Origin of the sequence: Streptomyces rectiverticillatus (assembly GCF_013394065.1) — a bacterium.
Lineage (GTDB): Bacteria > Actinomycetota > Actinomycetes > Streptomycetales > Streptomycetaceae > Streptomyces > Streptomyces rectiverticillatus.
In genome coordinates this window covers 2,287,578-2,306,043 of record NZ_CP040752.1, presented here as the reverse complement: position 1 = coordinate 2,306,043, position 18,466 = coordinate 2,287,578, and the positions used below count along the sequence as shown (strand labels likewise).

The window sequence follows — 18,466 nt, the reverse complement described above, 5'->3', positions numbered from 1 at the left end:
GGCCGCCTCCTCCTGTGTGGGGTTACGGTACGGGCTACACAGCCACCGGGCGCTTTATGGTCATGGCGCGGTCGTAGAGCTCGCGGGCCTTGGCGTTCTTGAGGTGGGGGCGGATGAGCCCGCGCATCTTGTCCACGCGGTCGTCACAGGCGGCCGAGTGGACAAGCGGGTAGTCGTCCAGAACGAGGTGCCAGCTCGCGCAGGCCGCCTCCAAGTGGCCGACCTCCAGCTGACGCTCGGCCGTCAGGGACCTGAAACGGACGCGGCTGCGCCGGTGATCGCCCCGCCGTAGTTTCTGCGAGTCCTCCATCGAGACGATGGAGCCGCGGATGTCGCCGAGCCCGTACCTCACCTGACTGACGTGGTAGAGCAGCGATGACGGGCCGTAGGAGCCGAATGCCTTTTCGCGGGCCTCGGCCTTCTCCATGGCGACTTCGGCCTCATCGAGGTAGCGCAGAGCGTTGCGGTGGTCGCCCGCCAGGGCCGCTGAGTGCGCCTGCTGTCCTGCGAGGAACGCCCGCATGCGCGGGCCGGCCTGCGGGGACGCCGCTGCGGCGGCGTCCGCCAGCTGCATGGCCGGGCCCGCGTGACCCAGGTCCACGGCCTGGACGCTCATGCCACGGAGGGTCGTGCAGTAGGTCAGGTAGTCGTGCGCGGCACCGGCGAGCTCCAGCGCCCGCGTGTAGTAGCTCTGCGCGAGACCGTGGTAGCCCTCGTCGACGGCCATCCACCCCGTCAGGTACGAGAGGTCCGCTGCGGCCGAGAGCATCCCCTTCCGCACTTCCGGGGTGGCGTCCGCCCGCAGGTATGCGGCCACGGTGTTGACCATGAACGTCGCCGCCATGGGGCGGGCGTGCCGGCCCCCGAACTGGTCATCCAGCTCGGAAATCCGTTCGGTCATGGCGACCACCATGTCGACCTCGGCCTGCCCGATGCGCGCGGCCCGCCCGCTCTGCACCGCCTCCGCGCGACCGACGACGTCCTGCCAGCCCGGAATGGTCAAGGCCACGGAGAAAAGTCCGGCGCCCAGGACGCCCCGCCGGGACGGGTCCATGTCCAGCCGCCCGAGGTCGACCAGCCCTTCCACGGTGCTCGTGGGTGCGGCGGCTTTCGGCTCAGGTGCAGGGAATCCCGCTTCGGCGTGCGTTACCGGACGGCGCAGTTTGCGCGCCAGCGCTTCCAGCACCAGTGGCCGTACGGCCTTCCTCGGGAGCGTGCCGCTCAGCCAGTGGTGCACGGACGACTCGTCGTACTTCACGGGTGAGCCGGTCTCGGTCCCCAGCCGGTTGACTGCCATGGCGAACTGACGGTAGGTCCAGCGACTCTCGCCCAGCAGCCGCGCCAGGCCCTCGTTCTTCCGCTCTCCCACACCCATCAACTCCACGTGCTCTTGCGGACTTTAAAGGGATTCAAGTGCCGGTGCTCCGCCAACGGTACCGCTCTGCGAAGCCGTGCGGTTACGTAGACGTAAAGGCAGGTCAGGCGGCATCTGGCAGGAGGAACGGCGCCGTGACGTATCGAGTGGGCGCAGACGTGGTGGACACCCGGGAGGACATGGCCAACAGTGACGGCACGCACTGGTCGGGCTGCGGCAGATGCTCCGAGCTGAATGCGGCCTGGCGCGCGGCATCCGCGGCCGGAGAGCGTACGAACGAGGCCGTCGACGCCCTGAGCAGGTTCCGTAACCACTGGCGGCTGGACCACGCCGTACCGGAAGGAGCACACGACAATGGGTAAGAAGGACTTCGAGAACGCGGGAGAGCCGTGGGACCCGCAGGCCAACCAGGATCAGGTCACCGATGCCGACGCCCGTGTCTCCCAGAACGGTGACCTCCACAGCTCGGCGGCAGACGACAAGGACCGGGACGGGTGATGAAGCGAGGCGAGGACTTGATCCAGGACCTGCGGGAGCAGGGCTTCATGCGGTGCGAGACCACCTCGGACGGTAAGGCCGTAGTCATGCGCAGGCGTGACCGGTGGACCGTGGTTCCCCTCCGGTGGCTCACGGATGAAGCCGTGGACACCATCAAGGCCCAGGCCGGCGTCGGCCTCGTCTGAGCGCGGGCCGGGGCGCCCGAAATTCGGGCGCGCTCCCCGAACCCCCGTGCGACCATGCCCGCATGACCGGCACCGTCGTCTCGCCCTCCCCCCGGCCCTGGGTCGTCGCCCCGCAGCCCGTCCGTTCCGCCGAGGCGGTGGCCTTGATGCGGGATTACATGACCGAGGTCGCCGATCGCTGGTTCCTGCTCTACGAAGGCCGTACCACGACGCCGGAGGAGGTCGAGGGGTATGTCGCCGAGGAGCCGCATGACACTCTCGCCCCGCCCGAGGGGGTGCTGCTGATCGCCCGGCGGGACGGGGAGCCGATGGGGTGCCTGGGGCTGCGGTGGTTCGATCGGGAGCGGGGGACCGCCGAGTTGAAGCGGATGTTCGTGCGGTCGGCCGCGCGCGGGCTCGGGGCCGCGCCCGCACTGCTGGCCGCGGCCGAGGCCGTCGCGCGGGAGTGGGGCGCCGAGCGGATCGTGCTGGACACGCGGAAGGATCTGGTGGAGGCGATCGCGCTGTACGCCCGGCACGGGTTCGCCTCCGTTCCCCGCTACAACACCCCCGAGGACAACCCCTACGCCGAGGTGTGGATGGGCAAGGAGCTCCGGGCCTGACGCGCGCCCCGCGAGGCCCTTGCGTGCTGCCGCAGGTAATGATTCGGATGCACTAAGTTACCGTCTGTGGAGCCTCTCGTTTCGCCGGTCAGTTCGCACAACGAGTGGGACCCGCTGGAAGAGGTCATCGTCGGGCGCCTCGACGGCGCGACGATCCCTTCCTCCCATCCCGTCGTGGCCTGCAACATCCCGCCGTGGGCGGCGCGGTTGCAGAGGCTCGCCGCCGGCTTCAGGTATCCGCGCGTGCTGGTCGAGCGGGCGCAGGAGGAGCTCGACGGGTTCATCGCCCTCCTGGAGTCCTTCGGCGTCACGGTCAGGCGCCCGGACGCGGCCGACCACAGACGGCGCTTCGGCACCCCCGACTGGTCGTCACGCGGCTTCTGCAGTGCCTGTCCGCGCGACAGCATGCTCGTGATCGGCGACGAGATCATCGAGACCCCGATGGCATGGCCGTGCCGCCACTTCGACACCCACCCCTACCGCACGCTCCTCAAGGACTACTTCCGGCGCGGCGCGCGGTGGACGGCGGCGCCGAAGCCGCAGCTCACCGACGCGCTGTTCGAGGCGGATTTCCGTGCCTCCGCGCCGGGCGAGCCCGTGCGCCGCATCCTCACCGAGTTCGAGCCGGTGTTCGACGCCGCGGATTTCGTACGCGCCGGACGCGACCTGTTCGTGACGCGGAGCAACGTCACCAACCGCATGGGCATCGACTGGCTGCGCCGTCACCTCGGGCCCGGCTACCGCATCCACGAGATCGAGAGCCGCTGCCGCACGCCCATGCACATCGACACGACGTTCCTTCCGCTCGCGCCCGGCAAGGTGCTGGTCAATCCCGAATACATCGACGTCGACCGGCTGCCCGGCGTCCTGCGTTCCTGGGACGTCCTGGTCGCCCCCGAGCCCGACCCGATCGAGGAGCGCCTGCTCAGGATCACCTCGATGTGCGGCAAGTGGCTCAGCCTGAACGTTCTGGTGATCGACGGCACGAGGGTGGTGGCGGAGCGGCACCACACCGGCATGCTGCGCGCGCTGGAGCGGTGGGGGTTCGAGCCGGTCCCGTGCGACCTGCTGCACTACGCGCCGTTCGGCGGTTCGTTCCACTGCGCGACGCTCGACGTCCGGCGCCGCGGCACGCTCGAATCGTATTTCCCCTGACCCGCGGGTTTCCCCTGACCCGCGGGCGAGCCGGCGCTCCGCACCCCGGCGTACGGTCTCGGCACCCGCGCCGCGCAGCCCCGTCAGCGCCTCGCGGGCGTCTCCTTGCCGGGCGGCTGCCCGCCGAACGTCACCGGTGCGTCGAACGCCGCCCTCCGCGTCGCCCGCCGCAGCGCCTTCAGGACCGTCGGGCCGAGCGCGAGCGTCGCCGTGACCGTCACGACCGCGCGCGGCACGTCCCAGCCCAGGGACGTCGCCAGGCAGTACGCGACGAAGCGGGCGAGGTTCTCCTGGACCGGGTCGCCGGGGACGAAGGAGACGCCCGTGGCGAGCGAGCCGATGTACGGCCAGCCCTGGAGGTTCATCACCGTGCCGTAGAAGAGGGAGGCCGCCGCGCCGTAGCCCGCGAGCATCAGCACCTCGCGGGGGCCGCGCAGGCGGTCGGGGCCGGGCAGCAGGCCCGCGCCCATGGCCACCCACCCCATCGACAGCATCTGGAACGGCATCCAGGGCCCGACGCCGCCCGTCAGCAGCGCCGACGCGAACATCGACACCGCACCGAGCACGAAGCCGAAGCCGGGGCCGAGGACCCGGCCCGACAGCACCATCAGGAAGAACATCGGCTCGATGCCCGCCGTCCCCGCGCCCAGCGGCCGCAGGGCCGCGCCCGCCGCCGCCAGGACGCCGAGCATCGCGATCGCCTTCGCGTCCAGGCCCGAGTCGGCGATGGCCGCCACCACGACGGCCAGCAGCAGCGGCAGCAGCGCCGCGAACAGCCACGGCGCGTCCTGGGAGTGCGCCAGGCCCGACGCGGAGCCGGCGAGCAGGGGCCAGCCGAAGGCCGCCACCCCGGTCGCGGAGACGAGGAGCAGGGCCACGATCGAGCGCCTGCCGAGGCGGATCGCTCGCGCTTGGCGGTCGGGTGCGGAGTCCACCCCGTCGGGTGCGGGGTCCTCGCGGTTGTGTGCCGCCTCCTTCACGAGCCCGCCTCCAGTGCGTCCCGCACCTGTCCCACCGTCAGCCACGGCTGCGGCGCCAGGACCTTGGCCACCTGCGGTGCGAAGGCCGGCGAGGAGACCACCACCTCGGCCGTCGGGCCGTCCGCGACGATCTCGCCGTCGGCGATGACGAGGACCCGGTGGGCCAGTTCCGCGGCCAGTTCCACGTCGTGCGTCGCCAGGACGATCGCGTGCCCCTCGGCGGCGAGGCCGCGCAGGATCTCCACCAGGCGGTGCTTGGCCGCGTAGTCGAGGCCGCGGGTCGGCTCGTCGAGGAGGATCAGCGGCGGGCGCGCCGTCAGCACGACCGCGAGGGCCAGCGCGAGGCGCTGGCCCTCCGACAGGTCGCGCGGGTGCGTCGTGCCGGAGACGTCCGGGAGGAGCCGGGAGACGAGCGCGCGGCAGGTGCCCGGCTCCGCGCCCGCGTCACCGTCGGCAGCCGTGCACTCGGCCGCGACCGTGTCCGCGTACAGCAGGTCGCGCGGCTCCTGCGGTACGAGGCCCACGTGGCGCAGCAGTTCCGCCGGGGACGTGCTCTGCGGGGCGGCGCCGCCCACGCGTACGGAGCCCGCGGCGGGCCTGTGCATGCCGACGAGCGTGCGCAGCAGCGTGGACTTGCCCGCGCCGTTGCGGCCCATCAGCGCGACCGTCTCCCCGGCCCGTACGGACAGGTTCACGTCGCGCAGCGCCACCAGGCGGCCGTGCCGGACGGCGAGCCCGGCGGCGGCCGCGGCGGGGGCGGGGCCGGTGTCCGCCGTGCGGCGGGTCTTGCGCAGGAAGCCGGCGCGGCGGGGACGGGCCGCGGCGCCCTCTGCGCCCTCCGCGCCCTGCGGGGCGGCGGCCGTGGCCGCCGGGGCCAGGGGGGCCAGCCGCTCCCGCAGCGGCGGCGCCATGCGGCGCGCGTCCCGTACGGACAGGGGGAGCGGTGACCAGCCGGCGAGCCGGCCCAGGTCGACGACGGGCGGGTGGACCGGCGACACCGCCATGACCTCGGCCGGCTCGCCCATGACGGGGGCCCGGCCGGGGCCGGGCAGCAGGATGACGCGGTCCGCGTACTGCACGACCCGCTCCAGCCGGTGCTCGGCCATCAGGACCGTGGTGCCCAGGTCGTGAACCAGGCGCTGCAGGACGGCGAGCACCTCCTCGGCCGCGCCCGGGTCCAGGGCGGACGTCGGCTCGTCGAGGACCAGCACCTTCGGGTGCGTGGTCAGCACCGAGCCGATCGCGACGCGCTGCTGCTGCCCGCCGGAGAGTGTGGCGATGGGGCGGTCGCGGAGGGTCGCGAGGCCCAGCAGGTCGAGGGTCTCCTCTACGCGGCGCCGCATGGTGTGCGGGGGGATGCCCAGGGACTCCATGCCGTACGCGAGCTCGTCCTCGACGGTGTCGGTGACGAAGTGCGCGAGCGGGTCCTGGCCCACGGTGCCGACGACGTCGGCGAGTTCGCGCGGCTTGTGGGTACGGGTGTCGCGGCCGGCGACGGTGACGCGGCCGTGCAGGGTGCCGCCGGTGAAGTGCGGGACGAGGCCGCTGACGGTGCCGAGGAGGGTGGACTTGCCGACGCCGGAGGGGCCGACGAGCAGGCAGAGTTCGCCCTCGGGCACGGTGAGGTCCACTCCGTGCAGCGAGGGGGTGCCGGCGTCGTCGTAGGTGACCGACACCTGCTCGAAGCGGATCACTTGGACGGCTCCTCGGGGTGGCTCGGGCGGGTGGCCGGTCCGGCACCGCCGGACTCGTCGGTAGGGGTTGCACGCCGCTGCGGCGGAGACGGATGCTCCGGTCCCGTCCTTTCACCGTCTCCCGGGACGGCGCCCCGGTCTCCGGGGGGTGGGGTGGCGGAGGCTTCGCCCCGGGCGCCGGGCGGTGGGGTGGAGCTTGGGCCCCGGTCTCCGGGGTCGGCCATGGCATCGGCTTCGCCCCGGCGGCCGGGGGGCCGGGGGCGCAGCCCCGGTTTCGGGAAGGGGCGGGACCGAGGAAGCCCCTCCGCCGCCGCGGTGGTCGGCCCCCACGGGCCTGTCCGGCGGTGCCCGGCGGCCTCCGGCCCCGTAGCGCCCGGCCGGCCCGGCCCCGGCGCGGAGTCCCGCGGCGAGGGGTCTGCCTCCGGCAGGGCACTCCGCGGCGCGCGGCCGGCCCCCGGTGTGGAGCCCTGCGGCGTCTGGCCGGCCTCCGGCGTGGAGTCCCGCGGTGAGCGGTCCGCCTCCGGCAGGGCAGCGTGCGGTGAGGAGTCTGCCTCCGGCAGGGCAGCCCGCGGCACGCAGCCGGCCTCCGGCGCGGAGCCCCGCGGCGAGGGGTCTGCCTCCGGCACGGCACTCCGCGGCGCGCGGCCGGCCCCCGGTGTGGAGCCCTGCGGCGTCTGGCCGGCCTCCGGCGTGGAGTCCCGCGGTGAGCGGTCCGCCTCCGGCAGGGCAGCGTGCGGTGAGGAGTCTGCCTCCGGCAGGGCAGCCCGCGGCACGCAGCCGGCCTCCGGCGCGGAGCCCCGAGACGAGCGGTCCGCCTCCGGAAGGGCACTCCGCGGCGCGCGGCCCGCCCCCGGTGTGGAGCCCGGCGCGCGGCCCGTCGGGGCCGGGGCCGCGAACGCCGGCAGCAGGCCCAGCAGGATCGCCGCCGCCGGCCACACCGGCAGCTGCGGCGCCGTCAGCGGGACCGCCGGCGGGTGCAGCGCAGCCGGTGCGTAGGTGTTCGCCTGGATCATCAGGGCCGCGACCGCCACGCCCGAGCCCGATACCAGCCAGGCCCGTACGCCCCACCGGTCCGGCCGGTAGCGCGTGCGGACGGAGCGGCGGCCGCCCAGCCACAGGCCTGCCAGCGCGGCGGCGAGGCCGGCCAGCAGGACGGGCATGCCGTATCCCGCGCCCTGGTCGGCGAGCAGCCCGTACGTGCCGGCGCAGACGCCCATCAGGCCGCCCAGCGTGAGTGCGCTCGTGGTGCGGCGGACCGAGCGCGGCACCTGGGCCGTGCGGCCGTAGCCCCGTGCGTCCATCGACGCCGCCAGCGCCACGGAACGCTCCAGCGCGCCCTCCAGTACCGGCAGTCCCACCTGGAGGAGGGCGGCGAGGCCGCGGTCGGGGCGCCCGCGCAGGCGGCGGGCGGCGCGCAGCCGCTGGACGTCGGCGACGAGGTTCGGCGCGAACGTCATCGCGACGACGACCGCGACGCCCGCCTCATACAGCGCACCGGGCAGGGACTTCAGCAGCCGCGCCGGGTTGGCGAGCGCGTTGGCCGCGCCCACGCACACCAGCAGCGTGGCCAGCTTCATGCCGTCGTAGAACGCGAAGAGCAGCCCCTCGGCCGTCACCCGGCCGCCGAGCCGCACCCCCCGCGCCCAGTCCGGAAGCGGCACCTCCGGCAGGGTGACGAGCGTGTGCGTGCCCGGGATCGGGGAGCCCAGCACGATCGCGAAGACGAGCCGGATGCCGATGACGACGAGGCCGAGCTTGAGGAACGCCCCGTACGAGCGCGCCCAGGGCGCGTCCGTGCGCCGCGCGGCCACGACGTAGCCGGCGACGGCGATCAGCAGGCCGAGCAGCAGAACGTTCGTGGTGCGGGAGGCCGCCGCGGCCAGGCCGAGCGCCCACACCCACCAGGCGCCCGCGTGCAGGGCGGAGGCGCGCGAGGTGAGGGGCGCGCCCCCGGCACCGGCCCGGGCGCCGGCACCACCACCGGCCCCGGCCCCGGCCCTAGCCCTGGCACCCACCCCTGCCCCGCCCCGCGGCGGCTTCTTCCTGTCGCTCATCCGCGGCGTCGGCGGGCCTGCCAGAAGGCCGCGGCGCCCAGGACGACCACGGCGGCGATCCCGCCGATCAGACCGGCCGAGGGGCCGCTGCCGCCGTCGTCGCCGGAGCCCGCGCCGTCGGAGCCTTCGCTCCCGGCCGGGCCCGGCTGTGCGCTCTCCGTGCCCTGGGATTCCTTCTTCGCGCCGCCGACCTGCTCGCCGCAGCCCGTCCGCGGGTAGCCGGCGATGGCGCACAGCAGCGCGGAGGAGTCGTAGCGCAGCGGCTTGGCGACGGCGGCCAGCGCCTCGCCCGCGGTCGCGTCCTCGCCCACCTGGGCGCAGGCCGAGCGGGCGGCGGGCGGCGTCTCGCCCTTGGGGGCGTCCGCGGCCGTGCCGAAGTCGAGGACGACGGCGACGCGCTTCGTACCGTCCTTGGCGGGCGTACGGTCGCAGACCGCCCCGAAGTCGGCGGCGGTGCGCGGCTTCGCGGCCTCGGAGGAGTCCGCGCTGACGGCGAACCGGAACCCGACGGCCTCGCCGTCACCGGGCCGGGCCGTGGCCGGCCCCTGCGTGGCGTACGCCCACTGCCCGCCGGAGCCCTGCCAGAACGACCAGTACCGGTACCCGGCGGCCTGCGCGGGGGCGGTGCCGAGGAGGGTGAGGAGCACGGCGGCGAGCCCGGCGGTGAGCGCGACGAGCGCGCCGCCGCGCGTCACCGTGCCGCGTGCCGCAGCGGCTCGGGTCACAGCTGCTGCTTCTTCTTGCGGCCGCTGATCAGGAAGCCGATGCCGGCGCCGAAGGCCAGGCCGACGCCCACGATCCACCACACGTTGACGGTGACGGAGTCGTCCTCCTTCTCCTCCTCCTTCGTCCCCATGCCGCCGGTGGCCTTCTTCTCCGGGGCCGGGCCCGTGGCGTTCAGCTGCGACACCAGGTCGGTGCCCGCGAAGTCGCGCGGGTCGCCGCCCGCCGCGCGGGTGGCCAGGATCAGCTTGGCGAGGCGGCCGGGCTGGTCCTTGGCCCACTCGGCGGTGCCGCTCTCCTTGGACTGCAGCCACTTCAGGGGCTTCTCGGCGGCCGAGCGGTGGCCGCCGGCGGCGAGGGCGAGGGCGGCGTCGGCGGTGTTGCCCTGGTCGGGCTTGGCGGGGGCGCCGGGCATGGACGGCAGCAGGTAGCCGCCGTTCTTGTCCGTGGCGGCCACGAGGTAGCCGTCGACGGCCTCGGCGGCAGCGGCGGCGTCCTTGGGCTTCGCCGGGTCGTCGCCGGAGCACTCCAGCGGCTTGACCGGCTGGTCGGCGTCCTTCTTCAGGGGCTCGACGAGGTAGCCCTTGCCGCGCGTGGCGAGCGCGGCGGCGGCGCTGGCGAGGTTGTCGGCGCGCAGCCCCTTGTCGTCCTTGAGGTACGCGAACGCGCCGCGCTCGCCCTCCTCCTTCGCGTCGCAGCCGAGCTGGAAGGTCAGCAGCGTCTCGACGGGGTTCTTGCCGCCCTTGGCGGCCTCCTTGGCCGGGTCCTGGCCGGCCGCGGCGAACGCGCCGAGGGCGATGGAGGTGGAGTTGGCGTCGCTGGGGCTGCCGGCCTGGTAGCCCCAGCCGCCGTCCTCGTTCTGGTGGGCCTTGAGCCAGTCGAGGCCCTTCTTGACGGCTTCCGAGCGGCCGCCGACGGCGGCGAGGCCCTGCACGGCCGCGGCGGTGGCGTCCGTGAACTCGTCCTTCCGGGGGTCGCACGCCTTGCTCGTGTCGGCGCGGTAGCCGGGGAAGCCGCCGTCCGCGCACTGCTGGCCGGCGAGCCAGTCGACGGCCTGCTTGGCCGGGACGACGCCCGTCGCGCTCTGCGCCATGAAGGCCAGGGACTGCCGGAAGACGCCGTCGAACTTGGGGTCCGCCGTGCCGTAGAGCCCGGGGGCAGCCGGGGACGGGGAGCCGGCGGCGACGGCGGCGGGGACCACGGCCGTGCTCAGTGCGGCGGCGGTGGCCAGGACCGCGGCGCCGCGGCGCGCGTGGACGACGAGGGAGGGGGCCATGGGGTCGTGCCTCTCGGGTGGGTGTCACTGCGGTGGCCGGCGTGCCGGGGTGCGCGGTGGCGCAGCCGTGCGCGGCTGCCGCCCCGCGAGTTTCGCGCGGTGGCACCGGGCTCGGCTCCGCATACCTCGACGGTGCCGGTGGACCGGGCGGCACCGCCAGGCGGTACGACCGGCTCCGGAAGCCTGCCGCCTGGCCCGGGTGGTCCGGCTCGTACGGCCGTGCCGGGGCGGCGGGCCGTAGTCACGGTTGCGGGTCAGCGCCGGATTTGCACCGGCTTTCCCCGTTCCGAGGCGGGATGAAGTTGTCACGGACACTTTAACCGGCCGGGAACCGGCCGGGTCGGGGCCCGGCCGTCCGGTGAGCGGGGCGGCCGGCGGCTCCGCCGGGCCCCCGCAGGCCCCGCCGAGTCGGCCGTCCACCGGCCCCGCCCGGCCCCGCCGGGCCCGTCGCCCCCGTTGCCTCGGCGCCGGGGGAGCTGCTAACTGTCTGATGCAGCGTCAGATTCGACGCTCAGGGCTCCGCAGACGCGCGGGAGGCATCGGGCATGAACCAGGACATGAACCGAGACCTGAACCGGGACCCGGACCGGGACCTGAACCGGGACCCGGACCGGGACCTGAACCGGGACCCGGACCGGGACGGGAACGGACTGATCGAGCACGGGCAGCTCTTCATCGGCGGCACCATGACCGACCCCGCCGGCCGCGCCGTCATCGACGTGGTGTCGCCGCACTCCGAGGAGGTCATCGGCCGCGTCCCGCACGCCTCGCGCGAGGACGTCGACCGCGCCGTGGCCGCGGCCCGCACCTCCTTCGACTCCGGGATCTGGGCGGACCTGCCGGCGGCCGAGCGCATCGAGGTCGTCACCCGGATCAAGGACGGCATCGCCGCCCGGCACGAGGAGCTGGCCCGTACCGTCTCCGCCCAGAACGGCTCCCCCTACTCCTGGAGCGTCCTCGCCCAGGCCCTCGGCGCGATGATGGTGTGGGACTGCGCCGTCGCCGTCGCCCGCGACCTGCCCTACGAGGAGCGGCGGGCGGGCGCCCTCGGGCCGCTGCTGGTGCGGCGCGAGCCCGTCGGCGTCGTCGCGGCCGTCGTGCCGTGGAACATGCCCCAGCTGGTGGCCGCGGCCAAGCTCGCGCCCGCGCTGCTGACCGGCTGCTCGGTGGTGCTCAAGCCCTCGCCCGAGACGCCCCTGGACGCCTACCTGCTGGCGGAGATCGTCACCGAGGCGGGCCTGCCGGAGGGGGTGCTGTCCATCCTTCCCGCGGAGCGCGAGGTCAGCGAGTACCTCGTCGGCCACCCGGGCGTCGACAAGGTGGCCTTCACCGGCTCGGTCGCGGCGGGCAAGCGCGTCATGGAGGTCGCCTCACGCAACCTCACCCGCGTCACCCTGGAGCTCGGCGGGAAGTCCGCGGCGATCATCCTGCCGGACGCCGACCTGGACGCGGCCGTCACCGGCATCGTCCCCAACGCCTGGATGAACAACGGGCAGGCGTGCGTCGCCCAGACACGCATCCTCGCCCCCCGCGCCCACTACGCAGAGCTGGCCGAGCGCTTCGCCGCGGCCGCCTCCGCCCTCGTCGTCGGCGACCCCCTCGACCCCGCCACCCAGGTCGGCCCGCTCGTCGCCGAGCGGCAGCGGCGGCGCTCGCTGGAGTACATCGCGCTCGGGCAGCGCGAGGGCGCCAAGGTGCTCGCCGGCGGCGGCCGGCCGGCGGACCGCGGCACGGGCTGGTACGTCGAGCCCACCCTCTTCGGCGACGTCTCCAACGCCATGCGGATCGCCCGCGAGGAGATCTTCGGCCCCGTGATCTGCCTGCTGCCCTACGACACGGAGGAGGAGGCCGTGCACATCGCCGACGACTCCGACTACGGGCTCTCCGGCAGCGTCTGGACCGGTGACGCCGAGCGCGGCATCGAGGTCGCCCGCCGCGTGCGCACCGGCACGTACTCGGTCAACACCTTCGGCCTCGACATGTTCGGCCCTTTCGGCGGCTACAAGAACTCCGGCCTGGGGCGGGAGTTCGGGCCCGAGGGCTTCGCCGAGTACCTGGAGCACAAGACGATCCACCTGCCGGCGGGGCACGGGGAGCCCGCCGGGGGAGGGGCGTGACCGATGGCGGGGGAGCGCTGGCGCGTGCGGGTCGACCGGGGGCTGTGCGTGGGCTCGGGGATGTGTGCGGGGAACGCGCCGGAGGCGTTCGCGCTCGACGCGGGGCGGCGCTCGCGCCCGGTCGCGGAGGAGACGGACGCATCCGCTCCGGTGTTCACGGCCGCCGAGAGCTGCCCGGTGGAGGCGATCACGATCAGCGTCCTGGACACGGGTGAACCCGTCTTTCCTCCGGACCTTCCCCCGGACTTTCTCCCGGACTTCCCTCCGGAGGAGTGAAGCGGGGGCGTGTGCAGCAACGCCGTTCGCACGCACGCGCGTTGTTACTCATGCGTTCCGCACACTTCCTTGATGACACATGTGACTGGCCGGGCCCCTCACCCCGTGGAAATCTCAAGGCAACGCAGCCGAGGGGGGCGACGATGGACGCGCGGTACGAGGTCTACTGCCTGGCCGACAGGCACTTCTACGAGACCCCGGACCGCTTGTCCGTCCCAGGGGCGGGCGGCGAGGGCAAGGGCGAGGGTGAGGGCGAGGGCGAGGGAGCCCGAGAGGTCAGCCTGTACGAGACCGCCCGCCGCCCCGCCCCCGCCGGCTGGAGCACCGCCCGCCACGGCGACTGGCTCCACGTCTTCCCCGCCGGGGAGGACGGCGCCCCGCGGCCCGGGCAGCCCCTCCAGGGCTGGAAGATCCACGTCTCCGCCACCGCCGACATCGCGGACAAGACCGCCGCCGACGTCTGGGACTACTGCGTCGCCCGGGACATCCCGTTCAAGTTCGTCCCGGGCCCCCACTTGCTGCACCTGCGCAACAACAAGTACGCGGAGCGCGGCCACAGCGGGAAGTTCGTCACCGTCTACCCCTCCGGCGAGGAGCAGCTGCACACCACCCTCGCCGGGCTGCACGAGATCATCGGCGGCCGCCCCGGCCCGTACATCCTCACCGACCTGCGCTGGCACGAAGGCCCGCTCTACGTCCGCTACGGCGCCTTCACCCGCCGCTTCTGCATCGACGGCCGCGGCGCCCTCGTACCCGCGATCGAGGACGGGGACGGCAAGCTCGTCCCCGACTCCCGCAACCCCGCCTTCCAGGTCCCCGCGTGGGTGACGCTGCCCGGCTTCCTCGCCCCGCACCTCGCCGCGCGCAACGCCACCACCGTCGGCGACCTGCCCTACCGCATCGAGAAGGCCCTGCACTTCTCCAACGGCGGCGGCGTCTACGCCGGAACCGACACGCGCGACGGTCGCAAGGTCGTCCTGAAGGAAGGCCGCCCCCACGCCGGGCTCGCCGCCGACGGAGCCGACGCCGTGGCCCGCCTGGAGCGCGAGAAGGACGCCCTGGAGCGGCTCGCCGGCCTCGGCGTCGCCCCCGAGCCGCGGGACTGGCTCACCATCGGCGACCACCGCTTCCTCGTCATGGACTTCGTCGAGGGCAAGCCCCTCAACTCCTTCTTCGCCCACCGCCACCCGCTGCTCGCCGCGGACCCGGAGCCCACCGCCACCGCCGACTACACCGCGTGGGCGCTGCGCATCCACCGCGCCGTCGAGGAGGCCGTCGAGAAGGTCCACGCGCGGGGCGTCGTCTTCAACGACCTCCACATGTTCAACATCATGGTCGCGCCCGACGAACGCTCCGTCGTCCTCATCGACTTCGAGGCCGCCGCCCCCTCCTCCGAGCACGGCCGGCAGGTCGTCGCCCACCCCGGCTTCTTCGCTCCGCCGGACCGCCGCGGCGCCGACGTCGACCGCTACGCCCTGGCCTGCCTGCGGCTCGCCCTCTTCCTGCCCATCACCACGCTGTTCGTGATCGACCGGGCCAAGGCGGCACACCTGGCCGATGTGATCGCCGAACAGTTCCCGGTGCCGCGGGAGTTCCTCGACGAGGCGGTGGCGGAGATCACGCGCGGGCCGGGGACCGAGGGGACGGGCCGGGTCGAGGGGACGGGCCGGGCGGAGGGGACGGGCGGGGCGGAGGGGATCGCCGCGGGCCCTGCCGACCGCACGGGCCCCGCCGACCGCACGGGCGCCGCCGGGCGCACAGGCCCCGCCGGGCGCCGCACTCACACCCTCGCCCCCGGCGCCGGCCGCGCCCTCGCCCCGCACGCTCTCCCCGACCCCGCCGAGGACTGGCCCCGTGCCCGCGCGTCGATGGTCCGCGCCCTCCTCGCCTCCGCCACGCCGGAGCGCGACGACCGCCTCTTCCCCGGGGACATCGCCCAGTTCGCCGAGGGCGGCGGCCTCGGCCTCGCCCACGGCGCCGCAGGCGTCCTGCACGCCCTCGCCGAAGCCGGCGCCGAGCGCTACGAAGAGGGCGAGCGGTGGCTGCTGCAGCACACCGCCCCCGTGCCGTCCGGCACCCCGCTCGGCCTCTACGACGGCCTCGCCGGCGTCGCCTGCACCCTCGACCGGCTCGGCCACACCCAGCGCGCCCTGGACCTGTCCGGGCTCATGCTCGGCGAGCAGTGGCAGCGTCTCACCTCCGACCTGCGCAGCGGCCTGGCCGGCGTCGGCCTCGCGCTCGACCTCCTCGCCCGCACCACCGGCGAACGCGGGCTCCACGACCAGGCCGTCGAAGCGGCCCAGCTCCTCGCCGACCGGCTCGCCGCCGACTCCTCCGGCCAGGAGGACGACGGCGGCGCACCGGCACCTCGCCGCCGCGCCGGCCTCCTGCGCGGCGCGAGCGGGCCCGCCCTGCTCTTCCTGCGGCTGTACGAGCGCACCGGAGCCCCCGCCCTCCTCGACCTCGCCGAGCAGGCCCTGCGCACCGACCTCGCCCGCTGCACCCGCACGGACAACGGCACCCTCGAAGTCGACGAGGGCTGGCGCACCATGCCCTACCTCGGTGACGGCAGCGCCGGCATCGGCATGGTCCTGGACGACTTCCTCGCCCACGCCCCGGACCCCGACCCGTACTTCACCGAGGCCCGCGACGGCATCCTCACCGCCGCCCGCTCGCGCTTCTACGCCCAGCCCGGGCTGTTCCAGGGCCGGGCCGGGATGATCCTGCACCTCGCCCGCACCACCGCGCCCGGCGCGACCGCGGAGCACCTCGCCGCGCAGGTCCGCGGGCTCTCCTGGTACGCCATGTCCTACCGGGGCGAACTCGCCTACCCCGGCAGCCAGATGATGCGGCTGTCCATGGACCTCGCCACCGGAACGGCCGGCTGCCTGCTCGCCCTCGCCGCCGCCCTCGACGACGACGGCGCACGGCCCGCAGGGCCCGCGCAGCTGCCGTTCCTTCCGCCCCCACGGGGGCCCCGAAGCCGGCTCCATGCCGTTGTGGAGCCGTAGCAAGAAAACGCAAGAAGCAAGCAGCAACAAGAACAACAAGAACAAAAGCAAGAGAAAACCGAACCCCGTCCCCACGGGAACCCCACGAAAGGAACACGACCATGGCGCTCCTCGACCTGCAGAACATGGAGTCCGACGAGAACACCGGCGGTCACGGCGGCGGCGGTCAGAGCACGGTCAGCCTGCTCTCCTGCGTCAGCACCGCCAGCGTGCTGATCTGTCTGTGATCCGGCACCGGATCCGACGCTGATCCGGCACCGGGCGGGTCCCTCCTGCGACGAGGGGCCCGCCCGGGTCCGCTTTTCCCCTACGGATGGTACGGACGCGAGGGCCACCGATCCATGGCACACACCCGCACGGCCACGTCCACGGCCACGGCCTCCGCCGGAGACCGGCTGCTGCTCGGCACCGCCCGGCACAGCGCCGGCCGCGCCGCCACGCTCGCCCTCCTCGCAGTCGCCTCCACCGGAGCCGCCCTGCTGCTGCCCGTCACCCTCGGCCACACCCTCGACCTGCTCCTCGCCCGCCGCGGTGCCGACGCCGGCCGCTGGGTCGCCCTGTGCGCGCTCCTCGTCGCCGGCCCCGCCGCCCTCGACGCCCTCACCGAACTCCTCACCGGCACCACCGCCGCCCGCGCCACCGCCCGGCTGCGCCACCGGCTCCTCGGCCACGTCCTCGCCGCGGGCCCGCGTACCACCGGCCGCTTCCCACCCGGCGACCTCGTCACCCGCCTCGTCGGCAACGCCGCCGACACCGGCACCGCGCCCGCCACGCTCGCCCACGCCGCCGCCTCCGTGGCGGGCCCCGTAGGCGGGATCGTCGCCCTCGGCCTCATCGACCCCTGGCTCGCGCTCGCCTTCCTCGCCGGCGCCCCCCTGCTCGCCGCCCTCCTGCGCGCCTTCACCCGCGCCTCCACGGACTGCGTCGCCCGCTACCAGCAGCTCCAGGGGGACATCGCCGGGCGCCTCGTCGAAGCGCTCGACGGCGCCCGCACCATCGCCGCCGCCGGCACCGCCGCCCGCGAAGAGGCCCGCATCCTCCGACCGCTGCCCGGGCTCTCCCGCCAGGGGCACCGCATGTGGCGCGTCCAGGGCCGCTCCACGGCCCAGGCCGGCACGCTCGTGCCGCTGCTCCAGATCACCGTCCTCGCCGTCGCCGGCCTCCGGCTCTCCCAGGGCCTCCTCACCGTCGGGGACCTCCTGGCCGCCTCCCGCTACGCCGTCCTCGCCACCGGCGTCGGCATGCTCGTCGGCCACCTCAACGCCGCGGCCCGCGCCCGCGCCGCGGCCGCCCGCGCCGCGGAGGTGCTCGCCGTACCCGAAGTCCCGTACGGGGGGAGGCGGCTGCCGCCCGGGCCCGGCACGCTGGAGCTGCGGGGGGTGAGCGTCGTGCGGGGCGGGCGGACCGTGCTGCACGAGGTGAGCGTGACGGTGCCCGGAGGGAGCTCCCTGGCCGTCGTCGGACGCTCCGGCAGCGGCAAGTCCGTCCTCGCGCAGGCCGCCGGCCGGCTCACGGACCCCGACGCCGGCACGGTCCTCCTCGACGGCGTCCCCCTCCCCGCCCTCCGCCGCGACGACCTGCGCCGCGCCGTCGGCCACGCCTTCGCCCGGCCCGCGCTGCTGGGCGGCACGGTCGGCGGCACGATCGGCTTCGGGGCGGTCACGCCGGGGCGCGAGGCGCGGGAGGCCGCGGCGCGGGCGGCGTGCGCGCACGACTTCGTACGGCGCCTCCCGCGCGGCTACGACACGCCCTGCACGGACGCCCCCCTCTCGGGCGGCGAAGCCCAGCGCCTGGGCCTCGCCCGCGCCTTCGCCCACACGGGCCGCCTCCTGATCCTGGACGACGCCACGTCCAGCCTGGACACGGCGACGGAACGCCGCGTCACGGCAGCCCTGCACGCCTCGTCCGCCCCCACGCGCGTACTGATAGCCCACCGCGTGACGACGGCCGCGAGCACGGACCGCGTCCTGTGGCTCCACGAGGGCAAGGCAAGAGCGGTGGCCCCGCACACCGAGCTGTGGGCCGACCCGGAATACCGGGCGGTCTTCAATGCCTGAAACCACGCCCACCGGCCCGCCGCGGCGCCGTTTCCCCTACCACCGCGCCGACGAGCTGCCCCGCGGCGTGTCTCTGCGCTGCCGGGGGAGTGGTCCGGTGGTGCCGACCCGGCTGTTGAAGCCGGCGGGGTGGCAGTCACCCCTCGTCCGTCGCGACGGCGAGTCGTCCCGCGGTGCGTTCCGGCGGTGCCGGGTCGGCCTCGGCCACCCCGGCGGGAGCGGTCCGGTGGTGCCGACCCGGCTGTTGAAGCCGGCGGGGTGGCAGCCACCCCTCTTCCGCCGCGACGGCGAGTCGCTCTACGGCCCGTCTCGGCGGTGCCGGGCCGGCATCGGCCGCTACCGGGAGAGCGTTTCGGCAGTGCCGCTGTTGAAGCCGACCGGTTGTCAGGCCCCCCTCTTCCGCCGCGACGGCGAGTCGTCCCGCGGCGCGTCTCGGCGGTGCCGGGCCGGCCTCGGCCACCCC

The 18,466-nt window shown here is 74.9% G+C and carries 15 protein-coding genes, 1 pseudogene and 1 riboswitch; of the genes and pseudogenes, 10 read left to right on the top strand and 6 right to left on the bottom strand.

The genetic code is table 11. The features are described from left to right. Positions 1-34: 34 nt before the first annotated feature. Positions 35-1,375, bottom strand: coding sequence for an NsdA family TPR-like regulatory protein (locus FGW37_RS09825; RefSeq protein ID WP_179080718.1), 1,341 nt, complete (start codon positions 1,373-1,375; stop codon positions 35-37). 134 nt (positions 1,376-1,509) lie between these two features. Here FGW37_RS09825 and FGW37_RS09820 point away from each other — a divergent pair, with 134 nt between their 5' ends. The 5 genes from FGW37_RS09820 to FGW37_RS09800 all read left to right on the top strand — a co-directional run bounded on the left by FGW37_RS09820 (position 1,510) and on the right by FGW37_RS09800 (position 3,815). Next, entirely contained in the window at positions 1,510-1,737 is a 228-nt protein-coding gene (locus FGW37_RS09820; protein WP_179080717.1) for a hypothetical protein, read from the top strand. Continuing rightward, positions 1,730-1,873 (top strand): hypothetical protein, encoded by a 144-nt coding sequence (locus FGW37_RS09815; protein ID WP_179080716.1) that lies wholly within the window; start codon positions 1,730-1,732, stop codon positions 1,871-1,873. The genes FGW37_RS09820 and FGW37_RS09815 overlap by 8 nt, the downstream gene beginning before the upstream one ends. Continuing rightward, positions 1,873-2,058 carry a hypothetical protein gene (locus FGW37_RS09810; RefSeq protein WP_179080715.1) on the top strand — a complete coding sequence of 62 codons (186 nt, stop codon included), beginning with the start codon at positions 1,873-1,875 and terminating at the stop codon, positions 2,056-2,058. The genes FGW37_RS09815 and FGW37_RS09810 overlap by 1 nt, the downstream gene beginning before the upstream one ends. Positions 2,059-2,120: 62 nt before the next feature. After that, positions 2,121-2,660 carry a GNAT family N-acetyltransferase gene (locus FGW37_RS09805; protein WP_179080714.1) on the top strand — a complete coding sequence of 180 codons (540 nt, stop codon included), beginning with the start codon at positions 2,121-2,123 and terminating at the stop codon, positions 2,658-2,660. Positions 2,661-2,726: 66 nt separating this feature from the next. Next, entirely contained in the window at positions 2,727-3,815 is a 1,089-nt protein-coding gene (locus FGW37_RS09800) for an amidinotransferase (RefSeq protein WP_179080713.1), read from the top strand. Positions 3,816-3,898: 83 nt separating this feature from the next. Here FGW37_RS09800 and FGW37_RS09795 read toward each other — a convergent pair whose 3' ends face one another. The 5 genes and pseudogenes from FGW37_RS09795 to FGW37_RS09775 all read right to left on the bottom strand — a co-directional run bounded on the left by FGW37_RS09795 (position 3,899) and on the right by FGW37_RS09775 (position 10,542). Then, positions 3,899-4,750, bottom strand: a complete 852-nt coding sequence (locus FGW37_RS09795) for an ECF transporter S component (RefSeq protein ID WP_246430758.1) — start codon at positions 4,748-4,750, stop codon at positions 3,899-3,901. 41 nt (positions 4,751-4,791) lie between these two features. Further along, complete coding sequence (locus tag FGW37_RS09790; protein WP_179080711.1) at positions 4,792-6,489, bottom strand: ABC transporter ATP-binding protein; 1,698 nt, start codon at positions 6,487-6,489, stop codon at positions 4,792-4,794. Between the two features lie 878 nt (positions 6,490-7,367). After that, positions 7,368-8,543 (bottom strand): annotated as a pseudogene (locus FGW37_RS09785) (energy-coupling factor transporter transmembrane component T family protein); the annotation flags it as partial. Continuing rightward, complete coding sequence (locus FGW37_RS09780; protein WP_246430335.1) at positions 8,540-9,268, bottom strand: SCO2322 family protein; 729 nt, start codon at positions 9,266-9,268, stop codon at positions 8,540-8,542. The gene FGW37_RS09780 and the pseudogene FGW37_RS09785, both read right to left, overlap by 4 nt. After that, positions 9,265-10,542 (bottom strand): SCO2321 family membrane protein, encoded by a 1,278-nt coding sequence (locus FGW37_RS09775; RefSeq protein ID WP_179080710.1) that lies wholly within the window; start codon positions 10,540-10,542, stop codon positions 9,265-9,267. Before FGW37_RS09775 ends, FGW37_RS09780 begins: the two co-directional genes overlap by 4 nt. Before the next feature lie 212 nt (positions 10,543-10,754). Then, positions 10,755-10,882: riboswitch (cobalamin riboswitch) on the bottom strand. Between the two features lie 346 nt (positions 10,883-11,228). On the opposite strand from FGW37_RS09775, the gene FGW37_RS09770 reads away from it, so the two are divergent. The 5 genes from FGW37_RS09770 to FGW37_RS09750 all read left to right on the top strand — a co-directional run bounded on the left by FGW37_RS09770 (position 11,229) and on the right by FGW37_RS09750 (position 18,003). Then, positions 11,229-12,659, top strand: a complete 1,431-nt coding sequence (locus FGW37_RS09770) for an aldehyde dehydrogenase (RefSeq protein WP_246430757.1) — start codon at positions 11,229-11,231, stop codon at positions 12,657-12,659. Between the two features lie 3 nt (positions 12,660-12,662). Continuing rightward, positions 12,663-12,935 (top strand): ferredoxin, encoded by a 273-nt coding sequence (locus FGW37_RS09765; RefSeq protein WP_179080708.1) that lies wholly within the window; start codon positions 12,663-12,665, stop codon positions 12,933-12,935. A gap of 143 nt (positions 12,936-13,078) precedes the next feature. Further along, positions 13,079-15,946: a class III lanthionine synthetase LanKC gene (gene lanKC, locus FGW37_RS09760; RefSeq protein ID WP_179080707.1), complete on the top strand. Its 2,868-nt coding sequence runs from the start codon at positions 13,079-13,081 to the stop codon at positions 15,944-15,946. Between the two features lie 101 nt (positions 15,947-16,047). Further along, positions 16,048-16,173: a SapB/AmfS family lanthipeptide gene (locus FGW37_RS09755; protein ID WP_058044643.1), complete on the top strand. Its 126-nt coding sequence runs from the start codon at positions 16,048-16,050 to the stop codon at positions 16,171-16,173. 114 nt (positions 16,174-16,287) lie between these two features. Then, positions 16,288-18,003 (top strand): ABC transporter transmembrane domain-containing protein, encoded by a 1,716-nt coding sequence (locus FGW37_RS09750; protein WP_179080706.1) that lies wholly within the window; start codon positions 16,288-16,290, stop codon positions 18,001-18,003. The last annotated feature ends 463 nt before the right edge of the window (positions 18,004-18,466 follow it).